The organism is Desulfocucumis palustris, assembly GCF_002933875.1.
Classification (GTDB): domain Bacteria; phylum Bacillota; class Desulfotomaculia; order Desulfotomaculales; family Desulfocucumaceae; genus Desulfocucumis; species Desulfocucumis palustris.
Map to the genome: position 1 here is coordinate 82,047 of NZ_BFAV01000141.1, position 17,574 is coordinate 99,620.

17 protein-coding genes and 1 riboswitch are annotated in these 17,574 nt (G+C 53.7%); of the genes, 3 read left to right on the top strand and 14 right to left on the bottom strand.

Going from position 1 to position 17,574, the window contains the following annotated elements; translation table 11 throughout:
* Positions 1-254: 254 nt before the first annotated feature.
* From DCCM_RS12725 to DCCM_RS12755, 9 genes are all read right to left on the bottom strand, one after another.
* Positions 255-746, bottom strand: a complete 492-nt coding sequence (locus DCCM_RS12725) for a MogA/MoaB family molybdenum cofactor biosynthesis protein (protein ID WP_104372768.1) — start codon at positions 744-746, stop codon at positions 255-257.
* 90 nt (positions 747-836) lie between these two features.
* On the bottom strand, positions 837-2,762 hold the full coding sequence (locus DCCM_RS12730) for a molybdopterin biosynthesis protein (protein WP_104372808.1): 1,926 nt from the start codon (positions 2,760-2,762) through the stop codon (positions 837-839).
* A 66-nt stretch (positions 2,763-2,828) separates the two neighbouring features.
* Positions 2,829-4,070, bottom strand: a complete 1,242-nt coding sequence (locus DCCM_RS12735) for a molybdopterin molybdotransferase MoeA (protein WP_104372769.1) — start codon at positions 4,068-4,070, stop codon at positions 2,829-2,831.
* A 20-nt stretch (positions 4,071-4,090) separates the two neighbouring features.
* A complete protein-coding gene (locus DCCM_RS12740; RefSeq protein ID WP_104372770.1) occupies positions 4,091-4,273 on the bottom strand; it encodes a hypothetical protein in 183 nt (60 codons plus the stop codon).
* A gap of 171 nt (positions 4,274-4,444) precedes the next feature.
* Positions 4,445-4,597, bottom strand: a complete 153-nt coding sequence (locus DCCM_RS18690; RefSeq protein WP_165792147.1) for a hypothetical protein — start codon at positions 4,595-4,597, stop codon at positions 4,445-4,447.
* A 101-nt stretch (positions 4,598-4,698) separates the two neighbouring features.
* Entirely contained in the window at positions 4,699-4,926 is a 228-nt protein-coding gene (locus DCCM_RS12745) for a hypothetical protein (RefSeq protein WP_104372771.1), read from the bottom strand.
* Positions 4,905-5,075, bottom strand: coding sequence for a hypothetical protein (locus DCCM_RS18695; RefSeq protein WP_165792148.1), 171 nt, complete (start codon positions 5,073-5,075; stop codon positions 4,905-4,907). Before DCCM_RS18695 ends, DCCM_RS12745 begins: the two co-directional genes overlap by 22 nt.
* Positions 5,075-6,331, bottom strand: coding sequence for a Ger(x)C family spore germination protein (locus tag DCCM_RS12750; RefSeq protein WP_104372772.1), 1,257 nt, complete (start codon positions 6,329-6,331; stop codon positions 5,075-5,077). The genes DCCM_RS18695 and DCCM_RS12750 overlap by 1 nt, the downstream gene beginning before the upstream one ends.
* A complete protein-coding gene (locus tag DCCM_RS12755; protein ID WP_104372773.1) occupies positions 6,328-7,986 on the bottom strand; it encodes a spore germination protein in 1,659 nt (552 codons plus the stop codon). Before DCCM_RS12755 ends, DCCM_RS12750 begins: the two co-directional genes overlap by 4 nt.
* A gap of 220 nt (positions 7,987-8,206) precedes the next feature.
* Here DCCM_RS12755 and DCCM_RS12760 point away from each other — a divergent pair, with 220 nt between their 5' ends.
* Positions 8,207-9,406, top strand: coding sequence for a GerAB/ArcD/ProY family transporter (locus DCCM_RS12760; RefSeq protein WP_128739148.1), 1,200 nt, complete (start codon positions 8,207-8,209; stop codon positions 9,404-9,406).
* Positions 9,407-9,743: 337 nt separating this feature from the next.
* Here DCCM_RS12760 and DCCM_RS12765 read toward each other — a convergent pair whose 3' ends face one another.
* Genes DCCM_RS12765 through DCCM_RS12775 form a run of 3 tightly spaced genes read right to left on the bottom strand, consistent with a single transcriptional unit; the run spans position 9,744 to position 13,233 of the window.
* Positions 9,744-10,937: an iron-containing alcohol dehydrogenase gene (locus DCCM_RS12765; protein ID WP_104372775.1), complete on the bottom strand. Its 1,194-nt coding sequence runs from the start codon at positions 10,935-10,937 to the stop codon at positions 9,744-9,746.
* Between the two features lie 31 nt (positions 10,938-10,968).
* The gene (locus DCCM_RS12770) at positions 10,969-12,483 is read right to left on the bottom strand and encodes an aldehyde dehydrogenase family protein (RefSeq protein ID WP_104372776.1); all 1,515 of its coding nucleotides are present in this window, start codon (positions 12,481-12,483) and stop codon (positions 10,969-10,971) included.
* 21 nt (positions 12,484-12,504) lie between these two features.
* A complete protein-coding gene (locus DCCM_RS12775; RefSeq protein WP_104372777.1) occupies positions 12,505-13,233 on the bottom strand; it encodes a FadR/GntR family transcriptional regulator in 729 nt (242 codons plus the stop codon).
* 258 nt (positions 13,234-13,491) lie between these two features.
* Between DCCM_RS12775 and DCCM_RS12780 the strand changes: the two genes are divergently transcribed.
* Together DCCM_RS12780 and DCCM_RS12785 are read left to right on the top strand one after the other, a co-directional pair.
* Complete coding sequence (locus tag DCCM_RS12780) at positions 13,492-14,634, top strand: hypothetical protein (protein WP_104372778.1); 1,143 nt, start codon at positions 13,492-13,494, stop codon at positions 14,632-14,634.
* A 163-nt stretch (positions 14,635-14,797) separates the two neighbouring features.
* Positions 14,798-15,298 carry a CBS domain-containing protein gene (locus DCCM_RS12785; RefSeq protein ID WP_104372779.1) on the top strand — a complete coding sequence of 167 codons (501 nt, stop codon included), beginning with the start codon at positions 14,798-14,800 and terminating at the stop codon, positions 15,296-15,298.
* Between the two features lie 76 nt (positions 15,299-15,374).
* Here DCCM_RS12785 and DCCM_RS12790 read toward each other — a convergent pair whose 3' ends face one another.
* Together DCCM_RS12790 and cbiQ are read right to left on the bottom strand one after the other, a co-directional pair.
* Complete coding sequence (locus DCCM_RS12790) at positions 15,375-16,220, bottom strand: energy-coupling factor ABC transporter ATP-binding protein (protein WP_307718817.1); 846 nt, start codon at positions 16,218-16,220, stop codon at positions 15,375-15,377.
* A gap of 55 nt (positions 16,221-16,275) precedes the next feature.
* Positions 16,276-17,070, bottom strand: coding sequence for a cobalt ECF transporter T component CbiQ (gene cbiQ, locus DCCM_RS12795; RefSeq protein WP_104372781.1), 795 nt, complete (start codon positions 17,068-17,070; stop codon positions 16,276-16,278).
* Between the two features lie 306 nt (positions 17,071-17,376).
* A riboswitch (cobalamin riboswitch) is annotated at positions 17,377-17,562 on the bottom strand.
* Positions 17,563-17,574: the final 12 nt, after the last annotated feature.

The window sequence follows — 17,574 nt, forward strand, 5'->3', positions numbered from 1 at the left end:
TTGTTAGCACTCATTCAGGGCGAGTGCTAATACCCAAGTAATATAATATAGAACGGCAAAATCAAAAGCAAACACCTTTAATTCAAAATATCACCCATTTTGGGTCGTTTATGCAAAAATAAGGTGTTTATCTTTTAATATCTCCTTCTATATAAGGCTTGCATCATTCTACATTATTCAATTTATAACAATATTTTCTCCCGTACATAAGTTTTTATACCATATTTTTCTGTAATGTTAAAAAAACAACGGCTCTATTCGGAGCCGCACTCCCCGCCTCTGCCCGTCAGTATTTCCAGGGCATGGGGCAGAACGGGAATTATTACTTCCAGACACTCCCTGACCGCCTTGGGGCTGCCGGGCATGTTAATAATCAGCGTGCCGCGTCTTATGCCGGCCACCGCACGGCTGAGCATGGCCTTGGGCGTTTTTTTCATGCTCTCCACCCGCATGGCCTCGGGAATGCCCGGCACCACCCTGTCTATCACAGCCATGGTTGCCTCCGGAGTGTTGTCCCGGGGCGAAAAGCCCGTCCCGCCGGTGGTCAGGATAAGTTCCGCCTTCCGGTGATCCGCCAGGTCGATCAGCGCTTCGGTGATGGCCTCAATATCATCAGGCACAATTTCATAAGCCACCACCTCATAATTAATTTCCGCCATCATTTTGCCGATCACTTCGGCGCTTTTATCGGCCCTCTCACCCCTGGCCCCCTTGTCGCTGGCAGTTACCACGGCCACCCTGTACATAAAAGCCCCCCCCTCTCGTTATAATCAATCCCCGCGAAAAAACATCATCCCGCTCACCATAAAACCCGGGATGATCAATAATTATACCGGTTATTCGGACTCCCACACTATTTTCCCGCAATCCCGCAGGTCGTACCCCCCCAGAGAACGCACCTCCTCCCGGAATTCAGGAAGCTCCATTACCTCCAGCAGCCTGGTGATATAGGGCAAATCCCGGAACTCTCCCGGTATGCACAGGTCGTAGCGTTCTTCCACCACGCCGACAAAATCCAGGTCCAGGGCTTTTGCCGCAGCCCTGATGCCCATACCCGCATCCGCCGAGCCGCTGGCAACCGCCGCCGCCACAGCCATGTGGGTGTATTCCTCCCTCTGATATCCGCTGATTAAACCGGGGTCCATACCCGCCTCTTTTAATTTATAATCCAGCAGTATCCTGGTGCCCGCCCCCCTCTGGCGGTTTACATAACCGACGTCCGGCCGGATGAGGTCCCTCACGCCTGTTATCCCCTTTGGGTTGCCTTTAGCCACTATAAAACCCTGCTCCCGGTAAACAAGGTTCAAAAGCACCATGCTCCTGCCGGGCAGCAGCCTTTTAATATATGAAACATTATAGTCCCCCGTCTCCTCGTCCAGCAGGTGTGTGCCGGCACAGTGGGCCTCACCCCGCTTTAAGGCGGACAGCCCCCCCAGGCTTCCCACGTGGGCCGAGGACAGGCTGGCCCCGGGATGTATTTTTCTTAAATAATTTGCCAGCACATCCAGGGCCATGTCATGACTGCCTATAACCACGGTGGTCTCCCGGACTTCCTCCAGGGATCTCATCAATTCCACCGGGGCAACATCACCCGGGTTATAACCCTCGGACAGGCGGGGCACCCTGAGCATACCGTCGGCCCGGATCATGGACATAATGACTCCGGCGCCCCGGGAGATAGGAGTGGCTATAAATTTATCACCCACCCGGCCCAGTTTCACCCGGACAAACTCCTCAACACCCATGGGGGACACTATTTTACGGGACATTACACAGTCGGCCAGAGGCCGGGCCGGGGGAACGGAACCGATTTTTCTGTAAACCACCGGTTTGACGAACAATTCCATACCCAGCACCGCCGAAACCGGATAACCCGGAACCCCCACCACCGGCTTTCCGTTAACCAGCCCCAGTATTACAGGCTTGCCTGGTTTTATGGCAACACCGTGGGTAAAAACCTCTCCCATTTCGGCAATCAGCTCCGCGGTGTAATCCTCCCTGCCGGCGGAGGAGCCGGCGTTTATCAATACCACGTCCGCTTCATCCAGGGCGCTTTTCAGCCGCTCCTTAAGCAGCCCGTAATCGTCCACTGTTATGTCGTAACGAATGGGCAGGCCGCCCCACTCATCCACCAGGGCGGCGAAAACCCTGGTATTGTATTCAATGATATCCCCTTCTTTCAAGCCCGCTCCGGGCTGAACCAGTTCGCTGCCGGTGGGTAAAAGCGCTACCCTGGGCCTTGGATATACATATATCTCCGTAACCCCGCCGGCCAGTATCCCCCCCAAATCCACCGGGCGCAGCCTGTGATTGCCCGGAATAATCATTTCCGTCGCCACCACGTCCTCCCCTATGACCCTGACGTGTTGCCAGGGGGAAGCGGCGGAAGTTATTTCAAACTCATCCTCTGCCACAAAATGGATATCCTCGATCATGATTACCGAATCGCAGCCCGGGGGCAAAGGGTCGCCGGTGTCCACCATCCGCACCAATTCCCCCATTTTCAACCTTTTGGGGCAGTTTTCGGACGCTCCGAAGGTATCCACCGCCCTGACCGCCACCCCGTCCATGGCCGAGGCATTGTAGTGGGGAGAGGAAACCTTTGCGTAAACCGGCCCGGCCGTAATCCTGCCGGCGGCCTTTTCCACTTCAATTAGTTCCGGTCTGCCCGGGTTAATGGCGCCGGCCTGCTGTAAAAGTTGAATATAATCCGCCTGGGCCTCCTCCAGGGGACGGTCCGACAGATACACATCCCTTTTCACCAAGGGTTCACTCCTTCTTTGTCAGCTCTTTGAACCAGGGGCGGAACCGCCACATACCGGCAGGGTTTAGAAGGGCCTGACCAGGACATATTCGCCTGCTTCGACTCCTTCTTTTTCAATGGGGATGCGCGCCAGCCCTTCGGCCCTTACCATTGTGCCTATCAATCCCGATTTACCCAGCACGGGTTCAGCCACCATCACCCCTTGCTCCATCTTTAGCTCCACCCGCAAAAAGTCCTCCCGTCCGGCAGCTGAGCGCACGTTTCTGTTGATTTTAGCCGGGAGGGGGAACTCCAAACGCTTTTCTCTTTCATTTTGGGGATACCTTCCCGTTTTCAACAGCGGCTCCACCAGAAGAGCGAACACAACCATGGCGGAAACCGGGTGGCCGGGCAGGCCGAAAACCGGTTTTCCGTCCACCACCGCGCCTATGGTGGGCTTGCCCGGTTTTATGGATATGCCGTGAAAAAGCACCCCCGGCCTTCCCAGGGATTCTATCACCCGGGAGGAAACGTCCCTGGTTCCCACCGAGCTTCCCCCGGACAGCAAAACCATATCCGAACCGGTCAGAGCCTTTTCCATGGCCTCTTTAAGAGTCTGAAAGTCATCCTTTATGATGCCGGCTATTACCGGGTATGCGCCGCATTGCCCGGCCATACCGTATAGGGTATATGAATTGACGTCCCTCACCTGACCCGGCCCGGGGGACCGTTCAGGAGGCACCACTTCGTCACCGGTGGATATAATGGTTACCCTTAAAGGTTCCTCCACCTCCAGGGAATGAACTCCCGCCGCTGCAAGAAACCCCATGTCCTGGGGCCGTATGGAATGACCCCGGGCTAAAACAACACTACCCGTTGAAACATCCTCACCCCGGCGGACAATATTCTCCCCCGGCGCCACAGGCCTGGTAACTCCTATGGTACGGCCGTCCAATTCCTCGGTGTGCTCCACCATCACCACTGCGTCCGCCCCGGGGGGAAGCATTCCTCCGGTGGGTACTCGCCAGGTTCTTCCTCCCACAATGGCCAGGGAAGCTTCCTTGCCCATGAAAATTTCTCCGTCCACGTCCAGATAGGCAGGCAGACTTTCCATGGCGCCGAAGGTATCCCGGGCCATTACCGCAAATCCGTCCATGGTTGAGCGATCAAACCCGGGCACGTCCTCCTCCGCCGTTATGTCCCCGGCAACCCTTTTACCAAGCGCCTCAGTAATAGAAACCCGCTTTACCGGGGGTTGTAAATTTAAATTGCGGCCTATCATTTCCCTGGCCTGAGCCACGGTTATCGCCTTGAATAATTCAGCCATTACACTTCTCCTCAATCCATTTAAAAACAGCCCAGTTCGCAGGCCTTAATTTTAATCTGCAACTGGTGGCAGGCTTTCCCTATACTGGCCGGGGTGACTTTCAGCTCCTCAGCCAGTTTTCTGGCCATGGTACAGGACAGCCTGCCGTCTTTGGCGGCCTCCCTCACAGCGTCAAGAATAACTTTTTCCGCCTTGTGGTCCAATTCTTACAACCCCCAGATAAATTTTTACACAAATTAACAGATGGTGCCGGATAAATACTGTTTTTTCGCCAGGAGATTTTATAATCCTGCCAAAAAACTCATAAATTGGGGCCGGCCTCTCTTTTCAGATAATTAAGAAAGATCCCGCCGGCCCGCTTAAAACCGGCATTTTCAGATCACATCCCGGTTCTGTTTACCCAGGCCCCGGATACCAGCCACAATAAGCAAAAGCAGAGGAATGACAAAGGCGGTGGGAAACGCATGGGGCATCCGTATTCTGGCGGCGAAATCCACTTCTCGCATATGAATGCTATAAACAATCATGGAAAGTGCCGGCATGAGAATCCCCGGGGGCAGTACCAGGGGTTCCTGCAATGTCGGCCTAAGAGAGGCGGGATACTATGGAATACTGGGAATACGGCCGGTCAGGACAAAATTTTTTCCAGATATTCGCTGACCGGCTTAAAAACAGCCTCGATACCCTTCGTGGGATTGGGTAAAGGCAGGTCCAACACCTGGCCGTAACTGTAAATCATGCCGATAATGAGCAGCACACCGAAGGCCGCCAGTTCTCTCCACATCTTTTGCCTTATCAACCCTGGCGCCTCGTAAGCAATAATTGCGATAAATATCAGACTGAGCAGAAAAAGCACCGGTATCCCCCCCAAAATTCAGCTATCCATGGCAGCCAATTGGCGGCCGCAGCCCCGGCCAGCAGCGCCACGGGCAAAGGCATCCCCATAACAATGCTGACGCAGGCATAACCACCGGCCAGAAAGTTTCTTACCTTATATAACATCATCAGCGCTGCATCGGTTCCACCGGCTTGGACACCAGTCCGCTGCGCCTAATTTTAGCCTCCACCTCCATCTGCACCTGCACACCGGGGAACAGTTCCGACCACATTTTTTTCATTTCCTTCCACTGCCCGGGGTATTTGCGGTGCACCGCCTCACCGAAGCCGAATACATCCACCCCGTAATCCTGCTGGGCTCTGGCCAGGGCGGACTCTATTTCCTTTTGGATTTCCCGGGCCTGCAAAGCTTCCAGTTCTTCAATCACCTCCGGCTTGGTCAGGTCCAGCATTTCCATGGTTTCCCCCAGGTTGCTCTCTTCCTGAATTTTAACTTTTATGTAAATCTGCCCGTCCCTGATCTCAGGCTCCAGTTTTGTCTTGGAACGCAATATCTCCAGGGAGATGGACTTTTTTTCACTTTTGGGAGCCGGAATCTCAATAACTCCTCCCTTAACCTCCCCCCTGACCCACAGCAGGCCCCGGCTTTCCCTTTCATCCAGCCGGCCCGCCATTTTGTCCCGCCGAAAGACCGCGGTGCCGTTTATTTCTAAATTCTCGTGCGGCTCGGGGGTTTGCCCCTCGGATATAAAATTGTGCCTGGAATCAGACGGCCTGGCCTGATTCGGAATGATATCAATAACGGCGGTAAAGGGTTGTGTGCTCTCGCTCTCCATCAGCTCCAGGAAATTTCCCACCATCCGCACCGCATATTCGGAAGTGCGGTAGCGCTCGTTGACAATATTGAAAATCCGCTGGGACGGAGCTACTTCCAGCCGGCCGGATACGTCCAGCAATTCGGCCACTTCTCTATTACTCACCAAAAGCCAGGTGGTGCGCCGCATCTGGGGATTGCGCTCGAAAAAATCCATTACCTCCTTAACCCCCCGCTCCCGGGCCAGTTTCTCGGAGAGTATGATAACCTGGTTGTGAGCAAAGAAAAGCTGGCGGGGCGACTGCCGGGACAATTCCCTGATGGCCTCGAAAATTGTATCCCCCTCTATGCTTCTATTGCGATAGGGCTTGGCCCCCCCGGCAATTACCCCGCCCGTACCGGTGGCTCCCTTTCCCAGGGCGGCGGGGTTCACTGTCTGTACGGTTATTCGCACCCTGCCCCCGGAGGCAGGCTCCACCCCGGTGGCCATAACTATTCCCAGCTGCTCCACCTCCCGGTGGTCCCAGCAGGAGGGAAGAGTAATCAAAATACCGGCAAGCAGCAAACCCAACAAAAAAATTTTTATTATTGCCTTCATCTTCCCTTTCATTCCTGCCGGTCCCCCTGCTCACCCCCGGGTTTTTTAACGGAAGGCTTAAGCCCCGGGGCCTGGCGCCGGCGGTTCTGCTTGGCTGTCTCAGCCGGGCGTTCGTCCATGGCCCACCAGGGGACCCGCATCAGCACATCCTTGAGATCCCTGGGGTGCAGGGGCGCCAGGGGGGAAAGGTAGGGTACCCCGAAGGAGCGCAGCCCGGCCAGGTGGATCAATATGGCCAATATACCCACCATCACTCCGAACAGTCCCAGGCTGGCCGCCAGCAGCATCATGGGAAAGCGCAGCAGGCGCAGGGCAAGGCCGAAATTAAAGGCCGGGCTGGCAAAGGAAGCTATTCCGGTAACCGCCACCACTATCACCATCAGCGGGGATACGATACCGGCCTGAACGGCGGCCTGCCCGATAACAAGGGCGCCCACTATACTTACCGCCTGGCCCACCGACCGGGGCAGGCGCACACCGGCCTCCCTCAGGGCCTCAAAGGTAAATTCCATTAACAGTGCCTCCACCAGGGCCGGGAAGGGCACCCCCTCCCGGGCGGCGGCCAGGGTAATCAACAGCCGGGTGGGAATCATCTCCTGGTGGAAGGTGGTGATGGCAATATAAAGGGACGGCAGCAAAATAGATATGCCAAAGGCCACAAATCTCAACCACAGTATGATGGTGCCCATCATGTAACGTTCATAATAATCCTCGGCGGAACTCATGAAAGCGGTGATATCCACCGGCACGATCAGTACCACCGGTGTGCCGTCCGTAAGTATGGCCACCCGCCCCTCCAGCAGGGAGGCAGCCACCCTGTCCGGCCGCTCGGTATGGATTATCTGGGGAAAGGGCGAATAGGGATTATCCTCTATGAATTCCTCCAAATATCCGCTTTCCAGCACACCGTCGATATTGATGCGCTGCAGCCGGCGTTTCACCTCGGCCACCATATCCGGAGACACAATGCCCCGGATGTAGGCAATGGTAACCCCGGTATGGGAAACCCGCCCGATATGTATATTCTCCAGAATAAGATTGGGGCTCCTGAGCCGGCGGCGAATCAGGCTGGTGTTGGTGCGAAGGGTTTCCACAAACCCCTCCCGGGGCCCCCGCACCAGGATCTCGGAATCCGGTTCGGATACCTGCCGGGAATTCCAGTTCTTGATGTCCAGAACCAGGGCTTTATCCTGCCCGTCGATGAACAGTATCACATTCCCGTACAACATGCTGGACACCACATTCTCCATGTTGCCGGTTTCAAACACGTTGGATACCGGGATGGCGGAGTTCTGCAGCCATTCCAGAAGGCTTCCCGGGGCGGGCCTGAACCCGGCCTGGCGGGACTCCAGCATCAAAGGTTTCATTATATCGTTGTTAAACGAGGCGTTATCCGTCATGCCGTCCACATAAACAACCGCCGCCCCGGTCTGCTCCGCCGCCCCCAGCCGGAAATGCCGGAACACCACGTCATTATTCAGGCCGAAAATGTTTTTCATTAAATTAAGGTTATCCTCAAGGCGGGACATTACCGCCATCTGTTTAAGCTCCCGGTCAAGGTATACCCGCCGGTCCGGCTCCGGCTGCTGATGGCCGTTCGCTGCCTGCCCGGCGTTTCTTTTCTTTGACGGTTTTCTCGCTAGCCTTTTTAACAGCCGGGTTACCACCGGGCAAGCCCCCCTGTTTAAGATATCAAAGGTTTTACCAAGAAGGAAAAATTTTGGCTGCGCTTATAATATCCGACACAAAAGGAGTTTTTATTCCGGGCTGTTAAAAAACCAATCACGTTTCCGGGTTTCCATCCCCGGCTTGCTCACCCGGCGGCGCGGGCCGCCGGAGCAAAGATTAATAATATTCGCTTTTGCAACAAAAAATACCATTGGATGCTTGCCGGGCCGCGCCGGGTATGTAAACGACACCGCGGCCGGAGAGGCAATTTATCTTCAGGCTGTTTACCGCACACGGACGAAAAGAGGCAGGGAATCCGCAGTTATGCTGGAAAAGGGAAAAATATCATGCACCCAGACGGTCTTTTTACTGGCAAATTTAGTTAGCGCCACCGCAATAATATTCCTGCCGGCCATAACCTCCCGGGACGCCGGGCGGGACTCCTGGCTGGCCCCGGTGATTTCCACCCTGCCGGGAATCTACCTGGCCCTGGTAATCGGCGCTTTGGGGAAAAGGTTTCCCGGCCGGACCCTGATCCAGTATCTGCAATCCGTACTGAGCGCCTGGCCGGGAAAAGCGGCCGGTCTTTTTTACCTTTTCTTTTTTTTACATACCAGCGGCGTTGTAATCAGGGAATTCGGCGAGCTGCTGGTCAGCCTGGTAATGCCCAATACTCCCCTGATAGTTTTCCACTCGGTGATACTTTTGCTCTGCGCCTGGGCCATACGGGGAGGGCTGGAGGTCCTGGCCAGGGTATTGGCCGTTACCTGGCCGTTTCTGGTTTTCCTTTTTGTTGTATCGGTGCTTCTGGCGTTCAACGAAATGGATTTCAGTTACCTGTTCCCGGTGCTAGAGAACGGCATGCCCCCGGTGCTCAAATCCTCCCTGGCCCCCACCGCCTGGCGGGGTGAAATAATAGTGCTGGCCATGTTCCTGCCCTTTTTGACCAATCCCGGGAAAGGGAAAAGGTGCGCCCTTATCTCCGTGTTTCTCATCGGAATCATACTAACCGCCGACGCCATAGCCAACACGGTAGTATTCGGCCCCTCCACGGCCAGGCTGACCTTCCCCACCTTTTCGCTGATAAGAATGGTCAGCGTCTCCAATTTCCTGGAGCGCATCGAATCCGTGATGGTCGCCCTCTGGGTTATTGGAATGTTCAGCAAAATATCGCTGTTCTATTACGTCACCGTGCTGGGAGCGGCCCAGCTTTTCAATTTAAAGGACTACCGGCCGCTGGTGTTCCCCATGGGGGTGCTCCTGGCGGCACTGTCCATCCAGGTGGCGCCAAACGCCGGGGAACTGGTGGATTACATCACAAAACCCTTCCCTCCCTTTGCCTATGTTTTTGAATACATCATCCCCACCATATTGCTGGCCATTTCATATTTTCGAAAACCCCAAAATCTTAAAACCTAACCCGGAAGGTGTCTCCATAGAAAATTTCCGGGCATACTGCAAAGGCAAAACATGCCGGCAAAACAAAATTGCCCTTCGGGCGGCTCTGAAAAGTTATCCACAGATTTACCAAAAGCATAATTTAATTTCCCGGCTTATTTAAAAAAGCCCGGATTGACACCGGACTTTTTTTGCCAAATAACACATGCTGAAACAGCCGCTTCGATTCGCCTTTTATCCCGGGATTACTTCGACACCACGTCCAGTTCCTTCTTTTGCCTCATTTTTCAGGCATCAAATTCATATACGTCACCAAAGCCGGCTCCGGCATACTTCCATGAGAACAGCCGGCGCCAGCCTACTGCTTTTCAAAACACGACCCCAGGCAGCTTTTTATAATATCATCGGGCAGCGGGTAAAAAATCCCGGCAGGGTCAAATTTGACGGCCCAGAAAAGGTTTTCCAGGCCCATACCGGTTATCTTTGTGTCAAACACAGGTTTAACACCACACTTTTGCTGCAGTTCCCGCACTGCCTCCACCACCTCCACCAGCAGGCTCTCCGGCGGCGCGCCCTCTTTATATACCCCGAAGGCCCGGGCCAATTCCTCAGCCCTGGGAATATAATAGCGGGAAAACTCCTTCAGCACCACCGGCAGCAGCACCGCGTTAGCCTCGCCGTGAGATATTCTCAACTGCCCGCCCACGGCGTGGGCGATATTGTGCACCGGAAAAAACAATCCGGACATGGCAAAGCTCATAATGGCCATGTTGCTGGCCACCAGCATTTTGCTGCGGGCTTCAAGGTTATTGCCGTCCCGTACCGCCGCCGGCAAATTTTTTAAAATCAGACTAACCGACTGAAAACCCAGGGCATCTATCATGCAGTTGGCGCCGGGGGAAGCCAGTCCCTCCACGGCGTGGCAAAGGGCGTCGAAACCTGTATCCGCGGTCATTTTTGGAGAAAGGCCCAGGGTCAGATCCGGGTCCAGCAGGGCTACGTCGGCGGGAATATAGGGATGCAGAATATTGGCTTTTATTCTTAGCTCCTCGTTGTATATAACCGCTATGGGGGAGACCTCGGAACCCGTGCCGGCGGTGGTGGGAATGGCCACATGGGGAATACCCAGCGGCTTGCCCAGGGGCTTTAAATAGGGTCCCAGGTTACCCGGTATCAGCTCCTTAATATCGGTGGCCTTCATGCCCAGCAGGAGCTTGACGCCCTTGGCCGAATCCAGCACACTGCCCCCGCCCAGGGCCAATATGCCGTCGGCGGCTGTCTCACGGTACCAGCGGGCGCAATCGTTAATAACCCTGCTCACCGCGTCCGGCTCTATCCTGTCGTAAACACCTGCCAGGGCGGGACTTCCCTGAACCTCGAAAATATCCTTGATCTGGTCCACAATCCCGGCCTCCGCCAGCCCCTTATCCGTTATCAGGGCGACCCTGCGGCAGCCCATTTCCGTAAACCGCTGGGCGGCAAAAGTGCGGCAGCCGGAGCCCACCTCCACCGAGGTATGATAATCCCAGGCAAAATATTTAGGCGCTCCCATGCAATACCCTCCCGTTCTTTATAAAATAAAATTATTTAAGCCCGATCAAGGGGTTGAAGAATTTTTCACCCGCTTCCGGGGTGAGATCCTGGCAGACATGCTTAACCTCACTGTAGGCCAAAAGGGCGTGATAGCAGTTTTCCCGCCCGAATCCGCTTTGCTTGTAGCCGCCGAAGGGGGCGTCCGGCCTTAAGGCGTGCCAGGTATTAATCCAGACCGTCCCGGTGCGCAGCCTGGCCGCTATTTTTTGCGCCCTGGCCACATTGGTGCTGCAAATGCCCCCGCCGAGCCCATAAACGCTGTCATTGGCCATGGCAACGGCTTCCTCCTGATCATCGTAAGGTATCACACACTGCACCGGGCCGAATATTTCCTCCCTGACCATGGTCATTTTGTTGTGACAATTCATAAAAATGGTGGGCTCAAAGAAGAACCCCCTGTCATACTCCGGCCCGGACAGCCTGCTGCCGCCCCAGACCAGCTGCGCACCCTCACTTTTGCCCGTCTCCACATAATTGATGATTGTTTTTAGCTGGGCCTCGCTGGCTATAGGTCCCAGGTCGGTGGCAGGGTCCATTTGATTGCCTGTCTTCATCTTCTTTATCTTCTCAATCATTCGTTCCACCAGTTCCTGCTGTAAATGCCGGGGAACGAATACCCTGGTTCCAGACTCGCAGGCCTGGCCGGAATTAAAAAGAAAGGCGTACAGGCTGATATTGACGGCCACTTCCATATCCGTATCATCCAGTATGATTAAAGGCGACTTTCCGCCAAGCTCCATGGTTATCCTTTTAATACCGTCCGCGGCCAGGTGGGCAACCTGGCGCCCCACTTCGGTGGAACCGGTAAAGGATATCTTATCCACTTCGGGATGGGCCGCCAGGTGGTTTCCCACCAGCGGACCGGGGCCGGTTACCACGTTGAACACACCTGCGGGGACTCCCGCCATGTGCGCCAGATTAGCCAGTTCCAGGGCGGTCAGCGGTGTAATGCCGGCCGGTTTTAGCACTATGCTGTTGCCCATGGCCAGGGCCGGGGCAAATTTCCAGGCGGCCAGGATCATGGGAAAGTTCCAGGGTGTTATACCGGCACAGACGCCAATGGGCTCTCTTTTCCAGTAGCTGTGCATGGGCAATACCCAGGGCAGGCAAAGGCCGTGCTCCACCCGGGGCATTTCCTTTATAAACATGGCCGTCATCACCAGGGATGCGGCCACCTCGGCTATGTCCACGGTGGAGGTGCGGCGAATGGTGCCTCCCGAACATAAAGATTCCAAACCGGCCAGCTTATCCTTGTTGACCATCACCAGGAGAGCCATATTGTTTAAAATCCCCGCCCGCTCCTCAACGGACTTGCCCGACCAGACACCGGATTCAAAAGCCCGGCGGGCGGAAAGAACCGCTTGGTCCACATCACCCCGGGTCCCCAGGGCCACCCTGGCCACCACCTCCCGGTTGGCCGGGTTGATCACCCCGGTCATTTCCCCCGACTCGCCGGCCGTCCACCTGCCGTCGATAAAGTGCTGATACTCCGGAACAGTATTCATACTCTCATACCTCCCAGCTTTTTATAGCTCCCTATTTTCTTCCTCTTCAAAAAGAGCCCGGCGGGCCCAAAGGAAATGCTCCTCGGTAATACGGCGGGAATCCGCCGGCTTTCCCGCGGCCAGGGCTTCTATAATCTTCCCGTGGTCCGCAATACATTTATCCCTGTTTTCCCTGAGCCCGAACAGCACCATGGCGTAACGCTCCATGATAACCCACATGGTGGTCGCCACGCTGAGCAGAACCGGGCTCTTGGCGGCCCTGCCCAGCAGCAGGTGAAACTCCTTATCCAGGGCTGTAAAATGTTCCCCGGTTTCCACCGCCTCTTCCAGCAGCCGCTGCAATCCGCCGATTTCCTCCAGCTCCCCCTCGGAAATCCTCTGGGCCGCCAGTTCCGCCATCACTCCCTCAATACGGGTAACCGCCTCATGGGCTCCGGTAAGGGCGGCAGCGTCCAGCCCGTCTTCGGACATAAAGCGGAATATAACGGTTTCCACGCCGAAACCGCCCGCACCGGCACTGACAAAAACACCCTCCCCCACCCTTTTTTCTATTACCCGCATAAATTCCAAAACCCTAAGCGCCTCCCTCAGGGTGCCCCTGTTTACCCCCAGAGTCTCGGCCATTTCCCTCTCTCCGGGCAGCCTGTCGCCGGTTTTGAATTTTTCCTCCAGGATTAAATTCAGTATCTGGCTGGCCACATCCTCATAAAGCGAGCGTTTTTTCAAATGTCTAAAATAGGTGTTAATCATCCTCGCACTCCCTAAAAAATTTTTGTCTCATAAGCTGCCGGGTGGTTGGACCAGTGTATAAATTTAGAATATTGCAACATAACTGTTTAGGCAATACTTTTTTGTTCACCGGCAAATTATTTTCAAAAAGACCATGGCATTCTCCCCAAAATGTTTAATAATATAGTCCTTTGCAGAATATACATTTATTAACTATTTATTTACCTATTTGCATACATTAATAGTAAAATATTCACCCGTAGAAGGGGGCTGAAACTGTTGGGAATTCTTTCGGAAAAAGAAATGTACTTTAAAGCAGCCGAGAGGGCATTCTATAGAAATCCATTTTCCGATTTGCTTATTGTTTCATTTACAACCCTGAACAGTGACGATGAAAGCTGGAAAGGCCTTCAGCTTCCGGTGCTGCTGGTGCCCGCAGACGGCGCCGTACCGGATGCGACACGCAGAGAGATAGCCAGGCGAAGAAGGGTAAACCTTTACGTATGGGGAAACAGCGACACTGTGCCGGACCATACTCTCAGGGAACTGACGGCTTTAACCAGTGGAAAAGTGTACAGGATTCTGGGACATGAAGAGAACAGCCAGCAGGATGTTGAAGATTTACAGGCCCCGCCGCCGGAATCCTCTCCAGAAACCCAGAACACTCCGGATTCGTCTGCCGGGGACGCAGGCCCGGACACTGCCGCAATTGCCCCTGAACCAGCCGGAGAAACGGCTGCTGCTGAAACGGAAATGGCGGAGGCAGCGGTTCCCCCCGGGGAAACCGGGGAGGAAGCGGAAAAGGACCCGGCTCCATGGCAGGACGTGGTCATAGCGGAAGAGGAAAATATCACAATGGAACCGGCCGACAGTCCGGCCGGGCCGCCCCACGAAGAAGCCATGGAATTAACCATGGATTTGGCGGAGGAAAATACCACGGGGGCTGATTTTGAAAAATCCCAGGAGATTGTTGATAAAGCGGCCGGAGAGGAAACAGCCGGCTTCGGTTTGCCCGGGGATGAAGCAACAACTGAAGCGGCAAAAACACCTGCCGAATTAACGGAAGAAGTATTTGAGTCTATTGAAGAAACATTTGAGACTATTAAAGATACACCCGGAGAAACGGCGGAGTATCCGGAGGAATCCTGGGAAGCCGCGGGTGAAAATGAGGGTGAAGGCCCTGAAAATACAGATGCCGGGGAGGAAACAGGGGAAGAGGCCGTCGATACGGAAGGCGAACAGCAGCTTACGGAAGAGGTAATCATTCTGGAAACCGGTTATGCCGGGGCAGAGGCGGATGCCGGCGGCGCTGAAACTGCCCGTACGGCAGACGAAGACCCCAACAGGGATTCCGATGCTTACTTTAACGGGAACAGTAAGGAATATGGTAAAAATGTAATTATATGGCGCTTTCCTTCCTAAAAACACCAAAAATGCTCTCCGGTCCGCGGGGAGCATTTTTTCTGAAGACATGTCGGCTAAATGAAACTTTCTCCGGCAATTGCCGAATAATATAAAAAGAAGTATTTTAATCCAGCACTTCGGGGCAAGAGTATTATATTTTTAAACCAGGAGGGTCTGCCATATGCCGGAAACGAAAATTGTTAAGGATTTAATGGTCCCCATTTCGGAATATCCAGTGGTTTACGAAGACCTCAGCCTTAAAGAAGCCATTATAATTCTGAAAAACCACCTTTCCAGGGGCAAGGAACACCGCTCACTAATGGTTTTCAGCAAAGATAAAAAGGTGGGCGGCGAAGAACGGCTGGTGTCCATACTGACGGTGCGGGACATACTCAATACCATCAAAAGAAACAGGATGATTTACGAAAACACTGAACTGTATACCATGTCCTGGGCTTTCTTCTATCACAAAACCCCCCTGGAACAATACACCATCACCAGGGTCGGTCAGGCCGCCCGTCCGCTGGTTAAAGCCTTCTTGCAGGATAATGACACGGTAACCAGGGCAATAGAATTGATGATGACCCAAAACGTAAATCTGATTCCGGTTTTCCGGGACAAAAAGGCTGTGGGAATACTCAGGGCGCTGGACATACTGGATTATATAGGGGATATGCTGTGAGGTGAACTATCCCACCCTTCGCTCCCGCTTCACCAGTAAGGAAGGCCTAAAGTTGCGGGACTTCCTGGCGGGAAAGTTAAATATTCCTTATCAGGCCAAACAGTTTTTCCCTGGTTCTGGGCACGCCGCAGCCCTCCGCAACCAGGCCCCTGCTTCGCAACTGCCGGTAAACATCCACCAGCCAGGGCTTATCCAAATCAGCGGCGGCTAAAAGTCCGTCATCCTGAAAAATATCTTCCGGCTCCCCTTCCCCGGCCACGGAGCCGTCCTTGATCACGATGACGTGGTCGGCCCAGGAGTAGGCGGCGTTTACGTCGTGAGTGGACAGTATAACCGTTTTGCCCTCCCGGCTAAACCCGTCGAATAATTCCATAATTTGACCTGTCAGTTTTGGGTCCAGCCCGGAAGTGGGCTCGTCAAATATTATCACTTGCGGATTCATGGCCAGTATGTCCGCGATGGAGACCCTCTTCTTCTGGCCGTAACTGAGGTAGTGGGTGGCCTTGTTTTTTAATCCGGTGACCCCGGTAATTTCCATTGCCCGGTCAACCCGGCGTCGCACCTCTTCCCGGGAAAGCCCCATATTTAAAGGCCCGAATGATATTTCCTGATAAACACTGGCTGAAAAAAGCTGTATTTCCGGATCCTGAAAAACAATGCCCACATTTTTGCGGAGTTCCGTCAGGGATGAGTGATCGTACCGGATTTCCCTGCCCCTGAAAATGATTTTACCCCGGGCCGGCTTTAGTATGCCGTTAAAGTGCAAAAACAGGGTGGATTTTCCCGCCCCGTTGGGTCCCAGAAAAGCTATTTTTTTCCCTTTCTCCAGGGAAAGGGTTATATTATTCAAAGCCCTGGTGCCGTCGGGATACTGGTGCACAACATCCCTGGCCTCCATAATAATTTCCGTCAAAAACAGCACCTCCGAGTATTATCTGGCTAACAGCCTGAAAGAATCCGTCCTTGGCTCACTTGCATCAGGCCGCCGGTCCGCCCCATTTTTCCCATATCCCGAAGAGAACCAGGCCGGTATCCAATAAAAGTATAACGGCAATATTCCCCGGCGATAAACTGTAGTTTCTTTCCAAAACCGTTATTTCCCCGTTGTAGCACCTGGAAGTGAGCGCTATGAACAGCATTTTGGACCGGTGGTAGGATTTAACGAACAGGTTGGAAACAAGCTGGCCCAGGGAATGGTATCCCCTGTTCAAATTCACGTACCCCAGCCGGGAGGACTGTGAAGTATATATTTTCTCCGCCGTTTCGGCCATAACAAATATAAAGCGGTAAACCAGGCCCATAAGTTCCATGAACAGCGAAGGAGCCTTTATCTTCCTGAGCAGCGAGATAATGTCCACCATGGGTGTGGTAAGAGCAAGAAAATACAGGCAGCAAGCAGCCGCCAGGGATTTTAAAAATATTTTTCCGGCCAGGGCCAGACCCCCCGCACTTACACCAACACTGACTCCGGCCAGGGAAAAACCCCAAAATGTCCCCGCAGCCTGTCCGGAAAATGAAACCGACAGGGCTATGGCGGCCACACCCACCAGCAAAAAAGCCGCCGGCAAAGCCATTAATTTCAGGTAAAGTCCCCAGGGTATTCCCGCCCGCAAGACCACCGCCCCGGTCATTAACAATATCACCGCCAGGGAAACGGCATAGGAATTGATGGCTAGGCAGATGAGCATGGTTATAAAAGAAAATAAGAATTTTTCCGCCGGATGAATGGAAACCATCCGGTTGGAATAAGCGTAATAATCAATCTGAAACATGAATAACCGTCTCCCAGCCTACTGGTGAATAAAAAAGCCTTCCAAACACCCGTTTAAAAACATTAAAGGGCATCTGAAACGGCCGGTTAGTGCTTTTTCAGGCTCATGGCGAACTTAAAGTAACGATTCCTTTTAAGTTCACTCCCCATAAATTCAGCAAGGCACTCCGCTTGGGCCCCTCCCCTCGGGGCGAAGCCGCCAACATTTTATATTGGAATTTTAAATAAACCAACCCCCGCACACCTGCGGGGGTTAATATTACGCGGCTAAAAAATGCCCTGCGTACATCCCCATCCACGTGGGTACATGGCGCTTTTGGAACAAGCAAGTCTACTGGCTTGAGATCCTGGTCCAAACCGCGCCTTCCCGGTTTTATCCAGTGGCATTGTGCAGTCGGACTCCCTCTTACAGTGGCGGGACCGCGCCGGACTTTAACCGGCTTCCATTTTATATTCTGCCCCGGGCAGAATAACTTGTTCCGGAATAATTTATTTCATTTATTCT

Excerpts from the sequence above, each read along its gene's own strand:
- cbiQ (WP_104372781.1), bottom strand. The coding sequence starts at position 17,070 with ATGTTTCAGATTGATTATTACGCTTATTCCAACCGGATGGTTTCCATT.
- DCCM_RS18695 (WP_165792148.1), bottom strand. The coding sequence starts at position 5,075 with ATGATGTTATATAAGGTAAGAAACTTTCTGGCCGGTGGTTATGCCTGC.
- DCCM_RS12725 (WP_104372768.1), bottom strand. The coding sequence starts at position 746 with ATGTACAGGGTGGCCGTGGTAACTGCCAGCGACAAGGGGGCCAGGGGT.
- DCCM_RS12785 (WP_104372779.1), top strand. The coding sequence starts at position 14,798 with ATGCCGGAAACGAAAATTGTTAAGGATTTAATGGTCCCCATTTCGGAA.
- DCCM_RS12735 (WP_104372769.1), bottom strand. The coding sequence starts at position 4,070 with ATGGCTGAATTATTCAAGGCGATAACCGTGGCTCAGGCCAGGGAAATG.
- DCCM_RS12750 (WP_104372772.1), bottom strand. The coding sequence starts at position 6,331 with ATGAAAGGGAAGATGAAGGCAATAATAAAAATTTTTTTGTTGGGTTTG.
- DCCM_RS12775 (WP_104372777.1), bottom strand. The coding sequence starts at position 13,233 with ATGATTAACACCTATTTTAGACATTTGAAAAAACGCTCGCTTTATGAG.
- DCCM_RS18690 (WP_165792147.1), bottom strand. The coding sequence starts at position 4,597 with ATGATTGTTTATAGCATTCATATGCGAGAAGTGGATTTCGCCGCCAGA.
- DCCM_RS12765 (WP_104372775.1), bottom strand. The coding sequence starts at position 10,937 with ATGGGAGCGCCTAAATATTTTGCCTGGGATTATCATACCTCGGTGGAG.
- DCCM_RS12770 (WP_104372776.1), bottom strand. The coding sequence starts at position 12,483 with ATGAATACTGTTCCGGAGTATCAGCACTTTATCGACGGCAGGTGGACG.